The 16,705-nt window shown below is 34.1% G+C and carries 15 protein-coding genes; 7 read left to right on the plus strand and 8 right to left on the minus strand.

Annotated features, from left to right (window positions below; all coding sequences use genetic code 11):
* Positions 1 to 60: 60 nt before the first annotated feature.
* The gene (locus GJV76_RS13690; RefSeq protein ID WP_155093167.1) at positions 61 to 207 is read right to left on the minus strand and encodes a hypothetical protein; all 147 of its coding nucleotides are present in this window, start codon (positions 205 to 207) and stop codon (positions 61 to 63) included.
* Between the two features lie 262 nt (positions 208 to 469).
* Here GJV76_RS13690 and GJV76_RS13695 point away from each other — a divergent pair, with 262 nt between their 5' ends.
* The 4 genes from GJV76_RS13695 to GJV76_RS13710 all read left to right on the plus strand — a co-directional run bounded on the left by GJV76_RS13695 (position 470) and on the right by GJV76_RS13710 (position 4,753).
* Positions 470 to 1,894 carry an L-serine ammonia-lyase gene (locus GJV76_RS13695; RefSeq protein ID WP_155093168.1) on the plus strand — a complete coding sequence of 475 codons (1,425 nt, stop codon included), beginning with the start codon at positions 470 to 472 and terminating at the stop codon, positions 1,892 to 1,894.
* A gap of 3 nt (positions 1,895 to 1,897) precedes the next feature.
* Complete coding sequence (locus tag GJV76_RS13700; protein WP_155093169.1) at positions 1,898 to 3,067, plus strand: SH3 domain-containing protein; 1,170 nt, start codon at positions 1,898 to 1,900, stop codon at positions 3,065 to 3,067.
* An 89-nt stretch (positions 3,068 to 3,156) separates the two neighbouring features.
* Entirely contained in the window at positions 3,157 to 3,975 is an 819-nt protein-coding gene (gene panB / locus GJV76_RS13705; protein WP_155093170.1) for a 3-methyl-2-oxobutanoate hydroxymethyltransferase, read from the plus strand.
* 79 nt (positions 3,976 to 4,054) lie between these two features.
* Positions 4,055 to 4,753, plus strand: a complete 699-nt coding sequence (locus tag GJV76_RS13710; protein WP_155093171.1) for an RluA family pseudouridine synthase — start codon at positions 4,055 to 4,057, stop codon at positions 4,751 to 4,753.
* Between the two features lie 31 nt (positions 4,754 to 4,784).
* Here GJV76_RS13710 and GJV76_RS13715 read toward each other — a convergent pair whose 3' ends face one another.
* From GJV76_RS13715 to GJV76_RS13740, 6 genes are all read right to left on the minus strand, one after another.
* Positions 4,785 to 5,333 (minus strand): STM3941 family protein, encoded by a 549-nt coding sequence (locus GJV76_RS13715; RefSeq protein WP_155093172.1) that lies wholly within the window; start codon positions 5,331 to 5,333, stop codon positions 4,785 to 4,787.
* Between the two features lie 318 nt (positions 5,334 to 5,651).
* Positions 5,652 to 6,497, minus strand: a complete 846-nt coding sequence (locus GJV76_RS13720; RefSeq protein ID WP_258204717.1) for a sulfurtransferase — start codon at positions 6,495 to 6,497, stop codon at positions 5,652 to 5,654.
* A gap of 93 nt (positions 6,498 to 6,590) precedes the next feature.
* Complete coding sequence (locus tag GJV76_RS13725) at positions 6,591 to 8,858, minus strand: cation:proton antiporter (RefSeq protein ID WP_155093174.1); 2,268 nt, start codon at positions 8,856 to 8,858, stop codon at positions 6,591 to 6,593.
* Positions 8,859 to 8,969: 111 nt separating this feature from the next.
* Entirely contained in the window at positions 8,970 to 9,680 is a 711-nt protein-coding gene (locus tag GJV76_RS13730) for a LytR/AlgR family response regulator transcription factor (RefSeq protein ID WP_155093175.1), read from the minus strand.
* Positions 9,646 to 10,386, minus strand: a complete 741-nt coding sequence (locus tag GJV76_RS13735) for a sensor histidine kinase (RefSeq protein ID WP_155093176.1) — start codon at positions 10,384 to 10,386, stop codon at positions 9,646 to 9,648. The genes GJV76_RS13730 and GJV76_RS13735 overlap by 35 nt, the downstream gene beginning before the upstream one ends.
* 429 nt (positions 10,387 to 10,815) lie before the next feature.
* Complete coding sequence (locus GJV76_RS13740) at positions 10,816 to 11,778, minus strand: hypothetical protein (RefSeq protein WP_155093177.1); 963 nt, start codon at positions 11,776 to 11,778, stop codon at positions 10,816 to 10,818.
* A gap of 207 nt (positions 11,779 to 11,985) precedes the next feature.
* Between GJV76_RS13740 and GJV76_RS13745 the strand changes: the two genes are divergently transcribed.
* A complete protein-coding gene (locus tag GJV76_RS13745) occupies positions 11,986 to 14,520 on the plus strand; it encodes a heavy metal translocating P-type ATPase (RefSeq protein ID WP_155093178.1) in 2,535 nt (844 codons plus the stop codon).
* Positions 14,521 to 14,948: 428 nt separating this feature from the next.
* Here GJV76_RS13745 and GJV76_RS13750 read toward each other — a convergent pair whose 3' ends face one another.
* Positions 14,949 to 15,251, minus strand: a complete 303-nt coding sequence (locus GJV76_RS13750; protein ID WP_155093179.1) for a DUF6804 family protein — start codon at positions 15,249 to 15,251, stop codon at positions 14,949 to 14,951.
* A 393-nt stretch (positions 15,252 to 15,644) separates the two neighbouring features.
* Here GJV76_RS13750 and GJV76_RS13755 point away from each other — a divergent pair, with 393 nt between their 5' ends.
* Both GJV76_RS13755 and GJV76_RS13760 read left to right on the plus strand, forming a co-directional pair.
* Positions 15,645 to 16,025 carry a hypothetical protein gene (locus tag GJV76_RS13755; RefSeq protein ID WP_155093180.1) on the plus strand — a complete coding sequence of 127 codons (381 nt, stop codon included), beginning with the start codon at positions 15,645 to 15,647 and terminating at the stop codon, positions 16,023 to 16,025.
* Positions 16,026 to 16,191: 166 nt separating this feature from the next.
* Entirely contained in the window at positions 16,192 to 16,665 is a 474-nt protein-coding gene (locus GJV76_RS13760; protein ID WP_155093181.1) for a DUF4265 domain-containing protein, read from the plus strand.
* The last annotated feature ends 40 nt before the right edge of the window (positions 16,666 to 16,705 follow it).

Genomic DNA, 16,705 nt, shown 5'->3' on the forward strand with positions numbered 1-16,705 from the left:
ACGGGGTTTTGTTTTTTAGGCTTTTTAGACAGCCTCTTTCTTATCCTTTACCTATATCATTTAATACTTCGTAACACTTAGGTTAGTCAATACACCTTTTCCTGCTGACCCTTCTTGAACTCCCTCTAAAAATACATTTCCATTTCCATATGGATTATTCAAAAAGACCATTGGATAAACCTTATCCCCTTTCTTTAGAGTAAGCAAAGTAGTATAAGAGGTAAACCCTCGACTTTCTCCTGACCCTGATAAAGGAATTCTATAAACACTGCGTCCGATCCATAAATCTTAAAATTACGCACTGTTATTTTTTAACATTCAAGTAAAATGACATACCTTGATACAGTATTTTTAAATGCATAAAATCCGCATATTCTATTGCCTCAATTTGCGAAGTTAAATAGCGTTAGAAAAAGTTGCGGCTGCTTAGAATTTGGCTATCTTCGTAATACTAAAACTAAACAACTTTATGGAATGTATTTCTGTATTTGACATGCTCAAAATAGGTGTTGGACCATCGAGCTCACACACCCTTGGTCCTTGGAGAGCAGCAGAACAATTCTTAAAAGAACTGCGTGAACGCTTAATATTCAACAAAGTTTATCACTTAAGAATTGATCTTTACGGATCTTTATCTCTCACAGGCGTAGGACACGCAACTGACTTAGCAGTTATGTTAGGTTTAAGTGGCGCTGATCCAGAATATGTACCTGTTGAGGATATAAGCAATATTATCACTCGAATTAAAGAATCTCAAACGCTACATTTGGGAGGAGAAATGTATATTAACTTCATCCCTGAAACAGATATTGTTTTCAATAAAAACTTCTTGCCTTTCCACGCGAATGGAATGACATTTACAGTAGAATATGAAGGAGGAGATTCATATGAATCTACTTTTTACTCTATTGGTGGAGGATTTGTTGTAAAAGAAGAATCGGCACATAATCCAGAAAACGATGAGATTAAGTCAAGCTTCCCATTTCCTATAGAAAAAGCTACTGAATTATTAGCCTACTGCAAACAAGAAGAAAAGTCAATTTCGGAGATTGTCTATGAGAATGAAAAGTCATTGCGCACAGAAGAAGAAATTCACAATGAATTACTCCGAGTATGGAACACCATGTTGGAGTGCATGTATATTGGATGTCATACGGAAGGTGTATTACCTGGAGGATTAAATGTTCGCCGTAGAGCATATGATATGCACGTAAAACTCAAAGGTGAATTACCATATAATACACCTGTTGAATGGCTTGGAACCATAAGAAAAACGAAGGTATACTTCAGACAAATATTAAAGTGGGTGAGCTGTTTTGCTCTTGCTGTTAACGAGGTGAACGCTTCTTTAGGGAGAGTAGTTACCGCCCCTACAAATGGTAGTTCAGGTGTTATCCCCGCAGTACTGATGTATTACTTAGTTATTGAGAATCACAAAGCAAGTGATAAAGAAATTAAACAGTTCTTGATGGTTGCTGGAGAAATTGGGAGTATTTTCAAAAAAGGTGCTACAATCTCTGCGGCTATGGGAGGATGTCAAGCTGAGATAGGTGTATCAAGTGCTATGGCAGCTGGAGCCTTATGTGAATTAATGGGAGGAACTCCTGAGCAAGTAATGATTGCTGCCGAAATCGCTATGGAACACCATTTGGGACTAACTTGTGACCCTATTGGAGGATTAGTACAAGTACCTTGTATTGAAAGAAATACAATGGGTGCTATCAAAGCTATTAATGCGGCTGAACTTGCCTTAGATACTGACCCCAAAAATGCTAAAGTTCCCTTGGATAAAGTAGTAAATACAATGTGGGAAACGGCAAAGGATATGAATACAAAATACAAAGAAACCTCAGAAGGTGGACTTGCTGTAGCAGTAAACTTATCGGACTGTTAATAGATGAAAAGATATATTTTAGCGTCATTGTTAATGACAGTGAACTATATAATGGCACAAGAAAAGTTGTATGTCAATGCGCCCTCTATTGCCTTTAAAGATACTGAATTGACAGTTGAAGCAGGTGTATTTCTCGATGGTAGTACTATAGCTTCCTATGAGGAAACAGATAAGTACTATAAAATATATAGAGATTACGTACCTCCTGTTTACGTAGAAAAAAGCAATAATATACAACTGACCTATAACTCCAAAAGAATACCTTCTCCTGCTCCGATTATAGATAAAGATGAGTACTTAAACGGTCCTCACTTATATACTGTAGTGGCAGGTCTAAAAGTAAGAGAGTATCCTCAACAGACAGCGAAAGTATTAGGCACTGTATTAAATGGTACTCCTATTGTACTATCTTATTTCCCAAAAGATGAAAACGAGTATGTAGAAATTAATTACTTGGGAGAGAAAGGCTTTATTCCCGCTTCTTTTATCGGTAATAGACCTAATCTTGACCAATTGATTTCACAATACAACGCTGTCAATACAACTGATGAGCAAAAGAAATATGCTGAGCGCATTTTAGAATTAGCATGGAATAGTTCAACAAAGGATATCATAAAAGCTTTGGAAATATTTATTGAATATGCTGAAACAAATGAATTGACCAGTTTAGCCAATCAATCTAAACTACTATTAGAAATGCACAAAGCCATACCCAAAAAAGGGGAAACCAAGATCGTTGAAAAACTGTATAAGAATAAAGACTTTGGTTTTGTCATCCAAGGAGCAATAGAGCCTCAAGAAGGCTTTGACAAAGAATTTGTGCATGCTACTATTGGATACTCCTTAGATTCCTTTGACGATTTAGAAGATTACACATTAGGTGATTATGAGAGTCTATCAAATTTTAATTCAGCCGTATTTATTGTCAATGACTACAATGAGAAACACAAAGTAAGAGAATTGTCCATGATCAATGCTAATCAGTTTAAAATTAATCATTCTCTCTTAAACGAAAATACCTCTGAAGGGGATTTCTTACAGATTGGCAAAGGATTAATCACGTCATATAATCCTGTCGAGCAGACATATCTTATTGAGCGAATAGGAATGTCTTACAAGTTTCAATTCAAAAATAACAAGTTATTCAAAGTAGAATCTTTTATATCTTGTTAAATCTATTTATTATAAAAGGGTTTAGAGTAAAATAAATTTGATGTTATTGTATTTTATTTACCTTTACAAATCACAATAAACGCAACAAAATGTCAGTAGCAAAAAAAGATTATAAAAAAGTGACAACAAAATCACTTATTGATATGAAAGCCAACGGAGAGAAAATTTCAATGTTGACTTGCTATGATTATTCAATGGCTAAAGTATTAGAAGCAGGTGGAGTAGATGTGATGTTAGTAGGTGACTCAGCAAGTAATGTAATGGCTGGACACGAAACAACATTGCCTATCACTCTTGATCAGATGATCTATCACGCTCAATCAGTAGTAAGAGGAGCAGATAGGGCGTTAATCGTAGTGGATTTACCATTTGGTTCTTATCAATCAGATCCCAAAGAAGCCTTGCGATCTGCTATCCGCATCATGAAAGAAAGTGGAGCACATGCTGTAAAAATGGAAGGTGGAGAAGAAATAAAAGAAGGAATTAAACGCATCCTTGATGCTGGTATTCCAGTGATGGGACATTTAGGTCTTACTCCTCAATCGATCTATAAATTCGGAACGTACACTGTACGAGCGAAAGAAGAACAAGAAGCAGAGCAATTAATTAAAGATGCTAAAATGCTTGAAGAAATTGGCTGTTTTGCAGTTGTACTTGAAAAAATACCAGCAGCATTAGCTAAAAAAGTGGCTGAAAGTATTTCAATTCCAGTAATTGGTATTGGAGCTGGAAACGGTGTAGATGGTCAAGTACTTGTAATTCACGACATGATAGGTCTTACTCATGAGTTTAATCCTAAATTCTTGCGTCGTTATCTAAATATCTATGAGCAAATGAAAGAAGCAGTTGCTCAATACGTAGATGATGTCAAAGCTGTAGATTTCCCTAATGAAAACGAACAGTACTAATTATTAAAAATAACGCATTATCATAACTTAAATATCCTTTTTAAAATTAAAAGGATATTTTTGTTTAAAAATATTACAGATGAAAATTGTTTCTACCCCTGATAACTTACAAGTACTACACGAAGACAATCACATTATTGTCATAAATAAACGCGTAGGAGATATTGTTCAAGGAGATCAAACCGGAGACATGCCTTTAAGTGAAATTGTAAAATTGTATTTAAAGAAAAAATACAATAAGCCAGGAGAGGTGTATTTAGGTGTAGTACATCGCTTAGATAGACCTACTTCTGGTATTGTGTTATTTGCCAAAACTTCGAAAGCTCTAACTCGCTTAAATGAGTCTTTCAAAAACAGAGAAACACAAAAGACCTATTGGGCTGTAGTCAAAGATGCTCCTCCAAAAATAGAGGATACTTTAGAACACTTCTTAGTGCGAAACTCGAAGAACAACACTTCTAAGGCACATAAGAAAGAAGTACCTAATAGCAAGAAAGCGAAGTTGACCTATAAGATGTTTCATCAATTAAAAACTTATTCTACTTTAGAAATTGATCTACACACTGGTCGCCATCATCAAATACGCTGTCAATTAGCAGCTATTGGATGCCCTATCAAGGGAGATTTAAAATACGGTGCTGATCGCAGTAATCCCGATGGAGGAATACACTTACATGCACGCCAACTTACCTTTATTCATCCAGTGACCAAAGAGACACTTACAATAGTAGCTCCTACTCCTGATGAAGTAATATGGAACAATATAGAACCTAAATAAAACAAAAGGCTTTTCACTGATGAAAAGCCTTTTAACTTTGTGTGCATTTATATCTGTCAAATTCTTCTAAAAGCAAAGCTAATAGTTTACTCCTCGTTATCTTTAATGCATTTGTAGAAATACTGATTGGAGTGCCGTGGTGTTTACAATTAGACGCTACCATTCTACGCTTCCAAACATTAGCTACCTTTTCTATATATTGCTCAGGATTGCGCACCATAATTAGAATAAAAGTCTCCGAGAAAACTCTTACTTCTTCTATACCTACAATGTCTTCCCAAGGAATTAATCCCGCTGAAACAGCAGTCGCATTATCGAAGACTCCCTCCCTATTAATTACCATACCTGGTTTTGTATCTAACATTTTCTTAATTAGAAAAAACATTACTAAGCTTCCAAATACAATAGACATTGCACCCACAATACCCAATAAGTAGGGATTGCTAAGTAGCATGTGATTTCCTGGAGGAGGAAATGCAACGAACCAAATCCCCAACCCAACAAATACAGCACCTATCAATATCAATAAAACAATCTTTTGCTTGCTAAGCGGAATAACAACTTCTTTATTTTCTTTCATTCTCTTTTTCTTGTAAATGTAGTAATTTAGACGTTATTTAGTTAATATTTAGATGCTCCTACACGATAGGAGTCTATAATAAAGTGTACTCCCATCGATATGAAACTTATCAATAGTCTATGAGTGCACTCTTACAAGACGCCTCCAATACTCTTTAAGCTTACTGTAATTCACACAGATTGATAGTAACCTAATTTCGTTTATATATAAAAAGCTGCTTAGTCGACCTCTAAGCAGCTTCCTATAAATACTCCCTTTGTGCTTGAACAAATCTTTATTTGCAATGAGATTCAAAATACACTATAAGTAAACTCACCCTTATTTATCAGTTGCTATAGGGTTTTCACTTCTTGACCATTCACTCCATGACCCTACATATAACTTTGGTATAGGCAGACCTGCTGACGCAATAGCCAATAGTGTATGACATGCTGTTATTCCAGAACCACAATGCACTATAGTTTTATCCGTATCAAAATTCTCTAGTAATTCTTTGTACTTAGCCTTAAGCATATCAGAAGGTAAAAAACAACCATTCTCATCGAGGTTTGACATAAAAGGAATATTAACAGCGCCTGGGATATGTCCAGCTACCTCATCTATTGGTTCACTAATGCCTTTGTAGCGATTAGGTTCCCTAACATCTATAACTAAATAGTCCTCACTCTGTGAATTGCCAACCAGTTCCTTTATTTCTGCAATTGGCAATTCCCATGAAGTCACAGCGTATTCCTCAGTAGGTTTGTGTACGGTAACTTGATTACTCATAGGTAATTTACTCAATACAGCTGATTGATACCCTCCATTTAATACCTGTACATTGTCATGTCCTACAGCTTTTAACATCCACCAAAAGCGAGCAGCTGAATTACCGCCATACTTATCATCATAGATAACAACATGACTGCGCTTCGATATTCCTAACTCTTGTAACACTTTGGCAAACTTTTCAACACTGGGTAAAGGATGTCTACCTCCCATTGCTGCAACATCCCCTATAGTTGCCAATTGCTCATTTGCATCAACAAATATAGCCCCTTGAATATGTTGCTTTTCATAGTTTTCTCTAGCTTGCTTGTGATTACTCGCATCTACAATAATTAGATTTGAGGATTGTTTTTGTATTAACATGAAAAGCTCGTCTTGCTCGATGATCGGTTTCACTTTCATAAGATACATTTAGATTATTAATAGTTTTCTAATGTAAACTATTTTCTCCTAAAAAGAATGGGAATAACACTATTTTTATACAGGTGCTTAGGACTTAACAATTAACATTGAAGGAGCGTAATTTAACCAACGACTTCTCGTACCAATTAACTTCTTCCAACTGTCCAAACCAATAAGCATTATATCGTATTCTTCAATAAAATCCTTGCGAATCGTTCTTTTTTTGATCACTCGGATATGGTTTGGTTTATACTGTTCAATTAGCCTAATTTGCTCTTTAAAGTCCACATATTGATCTAATTCTCCCATTGCATCTAACACTGTTACTTGAGCATTAGAATTTGCAATCCACTTCTGCGCAAACTTTAATAGGGATAGATCAGCTTTTGTAAAGACTGGCAATATAACTTGATCTACTTTTTGGAAATCTTTATTGATAAAAACCCCTACAGGTACTTTACTGTTATTTAGAATCTGTTCTGTGCGAACATCAAAAATAGATTGTTCAAACAAACGCTCTCTACCAGTTACTTTATTTATTAATACATTCGGATTGATTATTCGAGTTGTAAATCCTAAGATATTACCCAATAATGTCCCGCGATAAATAGAATACCCCATCTCTGTTAAAAATAAATCGCATGTATCTTCATTAATAATTTCGACAATATCTGTTTCAACATCAGTAGACACTTTATATAGTGTATGAACCTCTTGATTAAGCTCTTGCGCTTCTTGAATAATGGGTTCAAACATTTCCTCCTCATAAGCTCCAGCACTATAAGCACTTACCTCTGTACTATCTATTAAGTGCATAGCTGTGATACTTGTACTCAGCTTATTATTACCTACAAAACTATGTGCTAATTTCAACAAATCTTTGGGTTTACTAATGGCATCAAAAAACATGTAAATCTGGTAATTCCCCTTTGCATTGACAATAGACACCTCACTTTCAACTTTATCCTTACCAAAGATAAAGTTGATTAAATCTAACAATGGCCCAGTCATAAAGGTGGTTGCCAAAGCCATAATAACCATCATAGCAAAGATTTCTCCAGTCAATACACCTAAATCGAAACCTATATTTAAAACAATTAATTCCATAAGTCCCCTGGTATTCATAAGTGCACCTATAGTCAAACTATCTTTCCAAGATATCCCAACAAACTTGGCTGTCAGCGCACTTCCTAAGAACTTCCCTACAGTAGCCACTAGAATAATAACGGCCGTTACTTTCCATAAATAAGGTTCATTTAATAATCCTATCTCTGTACGAAGTCCAGTATAGACAAAGAATAAAGGTAAAAAAAGAATAACAGCTATGTCTTCTACCTTTTCCATAAACATTTCTCTGAATCGAATATTATCAGGCATAATCGCCCCTGTCATAAAAGCGCCAAACAATGCGTGTATTCCAATAACCTCTGTACAATAAGAGGATATAATAAGAGTTAATAAAAAGATAGCAACAAAAGACTTAGACATTCCTTTCCCATTGCTTTGATTCTTTCCTACTTTCGCCAAAAAAGGACGTACAAAACGCAGCATAACAAATACATACACAACTGCTAATACAATAATGTATAGTGAACTCACAAAACTACCTGCTTGTACAATAGCGATTACTGCTGCTAATAAACACCAAGCTGTAATGTCGTCTGCAGCTGCACAGGTAATAACAATAGTACCAATTCTACTCTTGTGCAATCCCCTCTCTTGTACAATACGAGCCAAAACAGGAAAAGCTGTGATACTCATTGAAATACCCAAGAACAATCCAAATGATAAAAACTCTACTCCATCTGGAGCAAAAGAAGTGAATATAAAATAGGCTAAAATCATTCCCAAAGCAAAGGGGATAATAATACTTGCATGACTGATAAGTACAGCATCATGCGCCTTATTCTTTAATACTTTCAGGTCTAATTCCATCCCTATAACAAACATAAAGAGAATAAGGCCTATCTGACTCAAGAAACTAAGGTTTCCCAAAGAAGCCTCTGGAAATAAAACTGCTGAAAACTCGGGGAAATACATTCCCACAAAGGAAGGTCCTAAGGCTATACCAGCAATAATCTCTCCTATAACAGAAGGCTGACCAATTTTCTTACAAAACCAACCAAATGCCCTTGCAACCAGTACTATTGTAACTATTTGAGCTAATAGTAATGCTAATGGATGATGAAGATTATCTTTTAGTGTATTGAGAAAGTTTTCAAAAGGCCCTAACTCAGATACAACCTTAACAACATTGTGCTCCAATGCAGCGCCTTTATTTACCACCCAATACATTGAGCCTAATCCCCCTCCTATTAATCCTAAATACAATAGCGAATTTCTATATTTCTCCATTTTAGTAGTTGTTTTAATTCAAGCAAACATCTACCATTTATCCTTGTATTTCTTATACAATGTAGTGATAAACTATAGTTTTGTAATGAAAGTAGAAAAATGTGTAACAAGTTACATATTTGCTAAAAAATCTGATTTGAAAGCAGCTCCAATAGTAACTAATAAAGGCTTGTTATTAACGTCAAAAATAGTAGTAGTGATTTCATCATAACTAAAGAATTGCACAGCTTTATAAGCAATTATCTCTCGCTTATTAACTCTGACAAATAACCCGTGGGGCAGAACTTCTAATAACTTATCCAGTGAAATATTCTTCAGGGTAATACGCCCATCATTAATTAATAATACTTCCTTATCTCGAGGATCGTCTTCTGAGGTAGTTATCAATAATATATCTTCAAAGTAAATTACTGCTTTTCCTTTATTGGTATTGGAAGTAATAAATAATGGTTTCTCCTCTTTTTCTATATTTCGCATAGCTTTGTGTACAGCTTTTAGCAATCGATCTTTTCGCAAGGGTTTTGTCAAATAATCAATAGCATCTATTTCAAAGGCTTCAACTGCATATTCTTTATAGGCTGTAGTAAATATTATTCCCTTTGTTGGAACAAGCTGAGCTACTGACAAACCATCTATTTGAGGCATATTAATATCTAAAATCAACAATTGATAATTCAACTGTTTTTGTTGTTCTAAAAACACAAGCGGATTATCAAAGACTGCTACAATTTCTAATTCTTGAATTTGTTCACAAAGCATCTTTAAATACTTTAATCCTAAAAGTTCATCATCTAAGAGTATGCATTTTATCTTTGAAGTCATATAAGTTAAGTTTTAGGTGCATTGTATATACTTGTGAATCAAATGATTTTTCTAATTTAAAATAAGAGCCGTAAATTAACTCAAGTCGCTGCTGTAAGGCACTAAGACCAAATCCCCCATGTTCTTTTTCTAATCCCTTTTTACTTGATGCTTTATTGGAAACAATCAAATCAAACTGTCCTTTCTTCATTTTGAACAATACTGAGATAAAAGAATCTGAACTTTGTAAATCTGCGTGTTTAAAAGCATTCTCGATTAACTCCACACAGATCAAAGGAGCAACCAAGTCCTCATCATATAAGAGTTCTCCTTCTTGTATCACCGAACGAACATCCAATCGAAACAAAGGATTCAGTTTAATCTTATTGATATCAATTAATTTAATTGCAAAATCGTGCTCTTCTCTAAGTGATACAAACTTCTTTTGGCTATCGTACATAATGTAATCCATAACTCCTGCCATCTTATCTAATGCATAATAGGTTTGGTATGCAAGGGATTGTACCGAATTCAAGATATTCTTAAACAAATGTGGGTCCAATCTTGACTCTAAAGATTCCAACTGAAAATACTTTAACTTGCTATTTAGGAGATCTTGCTCCTTTTCGAAATACACTCTTGAACGATTAGAGCGAATTAATAAGTAAAGTAAAATACCGATAATAACTAAAAGTAGTATGATGATAATGATAAAATATACATTCATTTGAATCTGTTATTTAATACAAAAATAAGAAGAAGTAAACTTTGAACAAGACGACTAAAATGAATAATACAGTGACGTTTGTCAATTATTATTTCACTCGAGTTAAAATCATGCCCTTTGGCTAATCTCACTTTAAAAAAGACTTCTTAATCACAAGAATCACTAAAAGAGACTTCTCTAATTAGTCCTTTGCGCGATTGACCTATTCAAAAAAACATTAAGGTATGACAGCAAATATTAGGCTTTGATTATTTCATTAATATCAAACATCGCACTTATTGTTATCAAAATTAGTAAAAATCTCATCTGATAAACCAACCTATCAACCTAAATGAAATAAAGATTCAAAGAGAGCCGAAACAATCAACTATTGGAATTTTACTTCTACCAATTTTAAAATACAATTACAGCAGTATTCACCAGAGTTGTTTACTTTGAATTCATCGTAGGTTCGATGATATACTTTTCAAAAACCGCTTTATACAATTCATTGCTATTAGACTCATCTAATGCTGTAAACTCCTTGGAATAATTCACTATTGACTTTTCCCCCATCAACAGCTCCCTTACCACGACAGCCTTAGCTTCTATCACAAAATAAAAAGGATCAACAGAAGAATCTCTAAAGCGAACCTCTGCCTTCAAAACCCCATAACCTTCACGAGGCAATTGTACAGGTAGAGCAGAATTAACCAAAGCACTTACACCCTTACTTGTATATACAGTTAGCTCTAAAGGAGTACACAAATCAGCAGTATGACGCAACTCTTCTTTGAGTTGATAAAGTACCTCTTTTACTTCATACCCTGCTACTTTCATATCCGTTTCTCGTTCCTCTCTTGTATAGTTGTTTTCATCGATAACTATTAAGAAGTGACGGTCTATTTGCTCCACTTGCTCTTTTCTAATCGAAAAGTTTACGCCCTGTTCTGGAGATAACATACTCCTATTTCGCCCAATAAACCCACTTCCTTGACCTTGCAACTCATTCATTTCCAATTCATACAAATAAGTTAACCCTTCTCTATAACTATTTACGTTATATCCTGCTATGCTTACTGTATTTTTTATAAAAGGTAATTTACCATAGCGCTTTAAAAAGTCAGGATTATTCTCAAAGAAATTCTCAATGTATTTCTTATCCTCGGGCTTTCCTTTGTATTTATCCAATAGAGCTTTTATGTTCGTGGGTGCTTGAGCAACTTTGTCTTTGATAAAGGTATCTACTATAGAATCACTTATGCTTAATTCATAAGTAAGTAATCCCTCCGAGAAGGCCTCTTTCTTTATCTCAGGTTTCACCTTACCATAAATCTCAGTAGGTTTTTTACTTTGCTTACAACCTATACACACTACAGCGATAATAAGCACAAGACTAATCCTCTTTTTCATACGCTTTCTCTTTTAATAAGTACGAAAGTACAAAATATCCTTTGTACTCAATTCTAAAAGGCAGCTCAATTGCTTATTCACTGATCTACAATACCTATCCAATGACTAATAATAAAAATATATAACCAATTTCCATAATTGTATAACAGGAATTAATCAATTTAAACGAATTTTGTATGTATAAATTAAGATTATTAGTTTTTAGATATGAAAAAGCAATATAAAGTAAGTGGGATGACTTGTAATGGCTGTAGGACTAAGGTGGAAGAAACACTAAACACAGTTCACGGCGTACACGCTCACGTTTCATTAGAAGATGCACAAGCAGACTTAGAGTTACATCACGACATAGATACGAAAACTCTACAAAAGGCATTGTTACAAAAAGGTAACTATATCTTGCAAGAAATAGTTACAAAAGAAGATGGTACACAAGAAATCCTACCTGCTATCGAAATCAGTGAGGAGGATAAATACCAACAAGAAATTCCCGATAACATGGCTGATAAAGCAGGTAAATACTTCTGCCCAATGCTATGTGAAGGAGATAAAGTATATGACACTAACGTAGGATGTCCTGTTTGTGGTATGAATTTAGAGCAGATACCTGCTGCTAAAATCGAGAAAACAGTTTATTACTGTCCAATGCTTTGTGAAGGAGACAAAACCTATGACGAACCAGGAGATTGTCCTAAATGTGGTATGGCATTAGTTGCCAAAACAATTAGCATAGAACCAGAGGATACTACATACACAGATATGCTTAAGAAACTGAGAATATCAGTTCTTTTTACAATACCTGTCTTTATTTTAGCCATGGGGTCTATGATACCAGGAGATCCAATAGGTAAAGTTGTTCCTCATCACATAAATAACTACCTACAATTGCTACTTACTTTACCAGTAGTATACGCTTGTTGGATGTTCTTTACCAGAGCATGGGGCTCTTTTAAAACGTGGAATCTAAACATGTTTAGTTTAATTGGATTAGGATCAGCTGCAGGACTATTATTTAGCGTTGTAGCCTTATTCTTCCCAAACCTATTCCCTGAAGACTTTAAAGGAGAACACGGAATACACTTATACTTCGAGTCTGTTGCTGTTATTTTAACTTTAGTTCTTGTAGGACAAGTAATGGAAGCTAAAGCTCATAGTAGAACAAATTCGGCAATAAAAGAATTACTTAAGCTATCTCCTACTGATGCGACCTTAGTGACAGAATCGGGAGAAGAAGTAATCGCTCTTGAAAAAATTGTCAAAGGAAATAAATTACGTGTAAAACCAGGAGAAAAAATACCAGTTGATGGTTCTATATTTGAAGGAGACAGTAGTATTGATGAATCAATGATTTCTGGAGAACCTATCCCTGTTCATAAAACTAAAGGAGATAAAGTAGTTGCAGGAACAATAAATGGCAATAGTTCATTCCTAATGATTGCAGAGAAAGTAGGAGATGAAACACTCTTATCGCAAATCATCGAAATGGTTAATAACGCAAGCCGTTCTCGAGCACCGATCCAAAAATTAGCAGATAAAGTAGCTAAGTATTTTGTGCCTACTGTAGTGTTGATCTCTATCATCACGTTCATCTTGTGGAAAACACTTGGACCAGAACCAAAACTTGCATACGCTTTTGTCAATGCTTTAGCTGTTTTAATTATTGCGTGTCCATGTGCATTAGGATTGGCAACACCAATGTCTATAATGGTAGGTATAGGTAAAGGAGCTCAAAATGGTATCCTTATCAAAAATGCAGAAGCACTTGAAACAGCCAATAAAGTAAATGTCTTAATTACTGATAAAACAGGTACTTTAACTGAAGGTAAGCCATCAGTAGAGAAAATTGTATCCATAGTAGAAGGTTATTCTGAAAATGACTTATTGCATCTAACAGCTTCATTAAATCAAAATAGTGAACACGCACTTGCAACTTCTTTTACCAATAAAGCAAAAGAAAAGGGATTGTCCTTAAGTTCCATTAAAATGTTTAACAACGTGACAGGTAAAGGAATACAAGGAGTTGTAGACAAGAAAAGAATCTCATTGGGGAACAAAGCTTTAATGGAAACTGTACAAGCTGAGGTAAGTAGTGAGTTAGAACTTAAAGTAAGAGCAGAACAAAACTTGGGTAAAACAGTATCTTATATTGCAGAAGACAACAATATTATTGGTTATGCTGTACTATATGATAAAATCAAGGAATCAAGTAAAAAGGCTGTTCAAGACTTGCAAAGTAAAGGTATCGAGGTAATTATGATTACTGGAGATAATCCCAATACAGCCAAAGCTGTAGCAGATGAGTTAAATATCAAACACTTCTTAGCCGAAGCAATGCCGGAGGATAAATTGAACGAAATCAAAAAATTGCAAGAATTAGGTAAAGTTGTAGCTATGGCAGGTGACGGTATTAACGACGCCCCAGCTTTAGCACAGGCCAACGTAGGTATCTCTATGGGTACAGGAACTGATGTGGCTATTGAAAGTGCAGAAATCACACTGCTAAAAGGAGATCTAATTGGTATCCCTAAAGCTATTAACCTAAGTCATGGAGTAATGCGAAATATTAAGCAAAACTTATTCTTTGCCTTTATATACAATTCGGTTGGTATTCCAATTGCAGCAGGAGTACTATATCCTGTTTTTGGAATCGTTTTATCACCGATGATAGCCGCTTTAGCAATGAGTTTTAGTTCTGTCTCAGTAATTACAAACTCACTAAGACTAAAGGGTCTAAAGCTGTAAATCACAGTTTCGTTTGCATAAAATTAAAAAGCCATTAATAGATTATTAATGGCTTTTTATATAGCATAAAGCAACAAAAAAGGTCACTTGTACAAGTGACCTTTACCTTGTCATATCTAGTTAACGATAGAAAATATGTCCCCACTCTACTTTCTATCCCAAATACACAGTAGGATTTTTATTCTTTCTACAAACAGCTTACTGCAATATACAATTTATATAACAATTTTAACAAGCATTGAATAATTTTGCCTTTATTTAATTAAAAAAATAGTAATCACAAATATTATTTAACCATACTATTCAAAACACACTAATATTTCACAATACATAGCGTATATTATTAATAATTTGATGAAATCACAATAGGCTAAAACAAAGCACTTCTATACCTTTTAGGTATAAATAGAGCGATGAAACGCGTACGCTTACTGTTTTTCCACTTTATTCAAATTGAAAAAACTACTGCCAATCAGATAAAGTACTGCTAAAATGGTAATCGATTTCCAAAGTATAGGTGAAATGGTAACAGTATAAAAAGGTTGAAAAATAACAATTAATACGATATACGTTAAAACTTCTATTAGCTTCTTGTTCACATGAGAATTGTAAGCTAAAATACCCAAAGACACCATTACAATTAGGCTTACAAAACGGTACAAGTCTGGAGGTAAAGAGAATACTGTAAATATCAATAATACAGCTACTATGATTTTTAAAGCTTTTTCCATGATATTTGGTTTTATAGTTGTTCTATAAATTTAGCCATAAAAAACCTATATATCTAATAATTAACAAGTTAATTAATCCCAAGAATAACAATAAACAAATAAAGTATGTCTTTAGTTACCAAAAGAATGATTGCATTTTAATAAAACTCCTTCAGAATACATTCTATTTAATCAAAAAAAAACTTAATATTCTAAATTAAAAAATTAACATTATTACTTACTTCGAAAAATTAAAAGTATCTTTAACAGATAATTATACAGTTTATAAAAAACAAATAGACTTTTTGTCATTCTACACAACTCAAACACGTATCAACATTAGGTTTTAGGGGTTATTAGATAGGCATCTATTGTCAGTATATACGCCTGTGAATTCAACTATATGTAGTAGCCATGAAAAGTAAATTCCGTCAAAAAACAGATTTTTTGTTCCATCAAGTTGTCAACAGTCCCTTATGGGATGACAAAAGTGAAACAATGATTGTCGTTTTTGGTATGGTTTACTATGGATACAGTTTAGGCTTATCAACAACGCAAAGAATGCCAATTGAAGATATAAATACACTGGCAAAGAGAAAATTGCGTACACTAAATATACAGGCCAATTATATAGAAGGAATGATTGATTATGCCTATCAATTAATCCAATCTTCAGAAAATAATATCTATACTACACTGATTGAGTATGGCAAATCGTATGCGAATCACTATGAAATTGACTTATTAGTCTATGGCATCTTCGAATATACAGAAGAAATTAAACTAAACAGATAAAGGCACTTTCTGTTCTACACGCTCTCTATTGCTATCAAAAGGGTTAATAACTTTTTTATTTATTGTGAAATCGCATTATACTAAATCCCTTTTACCTTTTATCTTTGCAACTGAATTAGGTTACATACCTACTCTTATAAATAAATAATCCGAATATTATTCTGAAATGAAAGAACAGTTAGAACAAGTAGTAGTAAAGTATTATAGTGAAGTATTAGAAAAAAATACGGAAGAAGTACTTTGGGGAGTTGTAATTGATGCCAGCAAAGGTTTATATAAAATAGATAATATTCCCTATTATGGACCAGAACTTTCATGTGAAGATGTGGTTTATGCTTCAATACAAGATGACGACAAAAGGTTGGTAATACAACATATAGAAAGTTATTCGGGCAATAGTACTGTTCAAGTCATTGTCCAAAAAGAGAAATACAATCGAGAAGATCTATACAATGAAATCCTATATGCTAATACAGAAATAGAATTAGTAGATGATTATTACTTTGTAATTAGCATTCCTCTTCAAACAAATTATAAAAACGTATATGCCATTTTAAGTGCATTAGAAGAAGAAGAGGTCATCTCATTTGCTGAACCGATGTTATCGCCTAAACACCAAGCTGATTTACGCACAAAATAATACAAAAAGAGGGTGTCCCAAAAGGTCACCCTCTTTTGTA

The sequence above is a fragment of the Myroides albus genome (assembly GCF_009711045.1).
Classification (GTDB): domain Bacteria; phylum Bacteroidota; class Bacteroidia; order Flavobacteriales; family Flavobacteriaceae; genus Flavobacterium; species Flavobacterium album_A.

What these genes read in the sequence shown, in the direction of transcription:
- GJV76_RS13715 (WP_155093172.1), bottom strand. Translation starts at nt 5,333, where the DNA reads ATGAAAGAAAATAAAGAAGTTGTTATTCCGCTTAGCAAGCAAAAGATT.
- GJV76_RS13735 (WP_155093176.1), bottom strand. Translation starts at nt 10,386, where the DNA reads ATGAATGTATATTTTATCATTATCATCATACTACTTTTAGTTATTATC.
- GJV76_RS13745 (WP_155093178.1), top strand. Translation starts at nt 11,986, where the DNA reads ATGAAAAAGCAATATAAAGTAAGTGGGATGACTTGTAATGGCTGTAGG.
- GJV76_RS13710 (WP_155093171.1), top strand. Translation starts at nt 4,055, where the DNA reads ATGAAAATTGTTTCTACCCCTGATAACTTACAAGTACTACACGAAGAC.
- GJV76_RS13755 (WP_155093180.1), top strand. Translation starts at nt 15,645, where the DNA reads ATGAAAAGTAAATTCCGTCAAAAAACAGATTTTTTGTTCCATCAAGTT.
- GJV76_RS13700 (WP_155093169.1), top strand. Translation starts at nt 1,898, where the DNA reads ATGAAAAGATATATTTTAGCGTCATTGTTAATGACAGTGAACTATATA.
- GJV76_RS13695 (WP_155093168.1), top strand. Translation starts at nt 470, where the DNA reads ATGGAATGTATTTCTGTATTTGACATGCTCAAAATAGGTGTTGGACCA.
- panB (WP_155093170.1), top strand. Translation starts at nt 3,157, where the DNA reads ATGTCAGTAGCAAAAAAAGATTATAAAAAAGTGACAACAAAATCACTT.
- GJV76_RS13760 (WP_155093181.1), top strand. Translation starts at nt 16,192, where the DNA reads ATGAAAGAACAGTTAGAACAAGTAGTAGTAAAGTATTATAGTGAAGTA.
- GJV76_RS13730 (WP_155093175.1), bottom strand. Translation starts at nt 9,680, where the DNA reads ATGACTTCAAAGATAAAATGCATACTCTTAGATGATGAACTTTTAGGA.
- GJV76_RS13725 (WP_155093174.1), bottom strand. Translation starts at nt 8,858, where the DNA reads ATGGAGAAATATAGAAATTCGCTATTGTATTTAGGATTAATAGGAGGG.
- GJV76_RS13750 (WP_155093179.1), bottom strand. Translation starts at nt 15,251, where the DNA reads ATGGAAAAAGCTTTAAAAATCATAGTAGCTGTATTATTGATATTTACA.
- GJV76_RS13740 (WP_155093177.1), bottom strand. Translation starts at nt 11,778, where the DNA reads ATGAAAAAGAGGATTAGTCTTGTGCTTATTATCGCTGTAGTGTGTATA.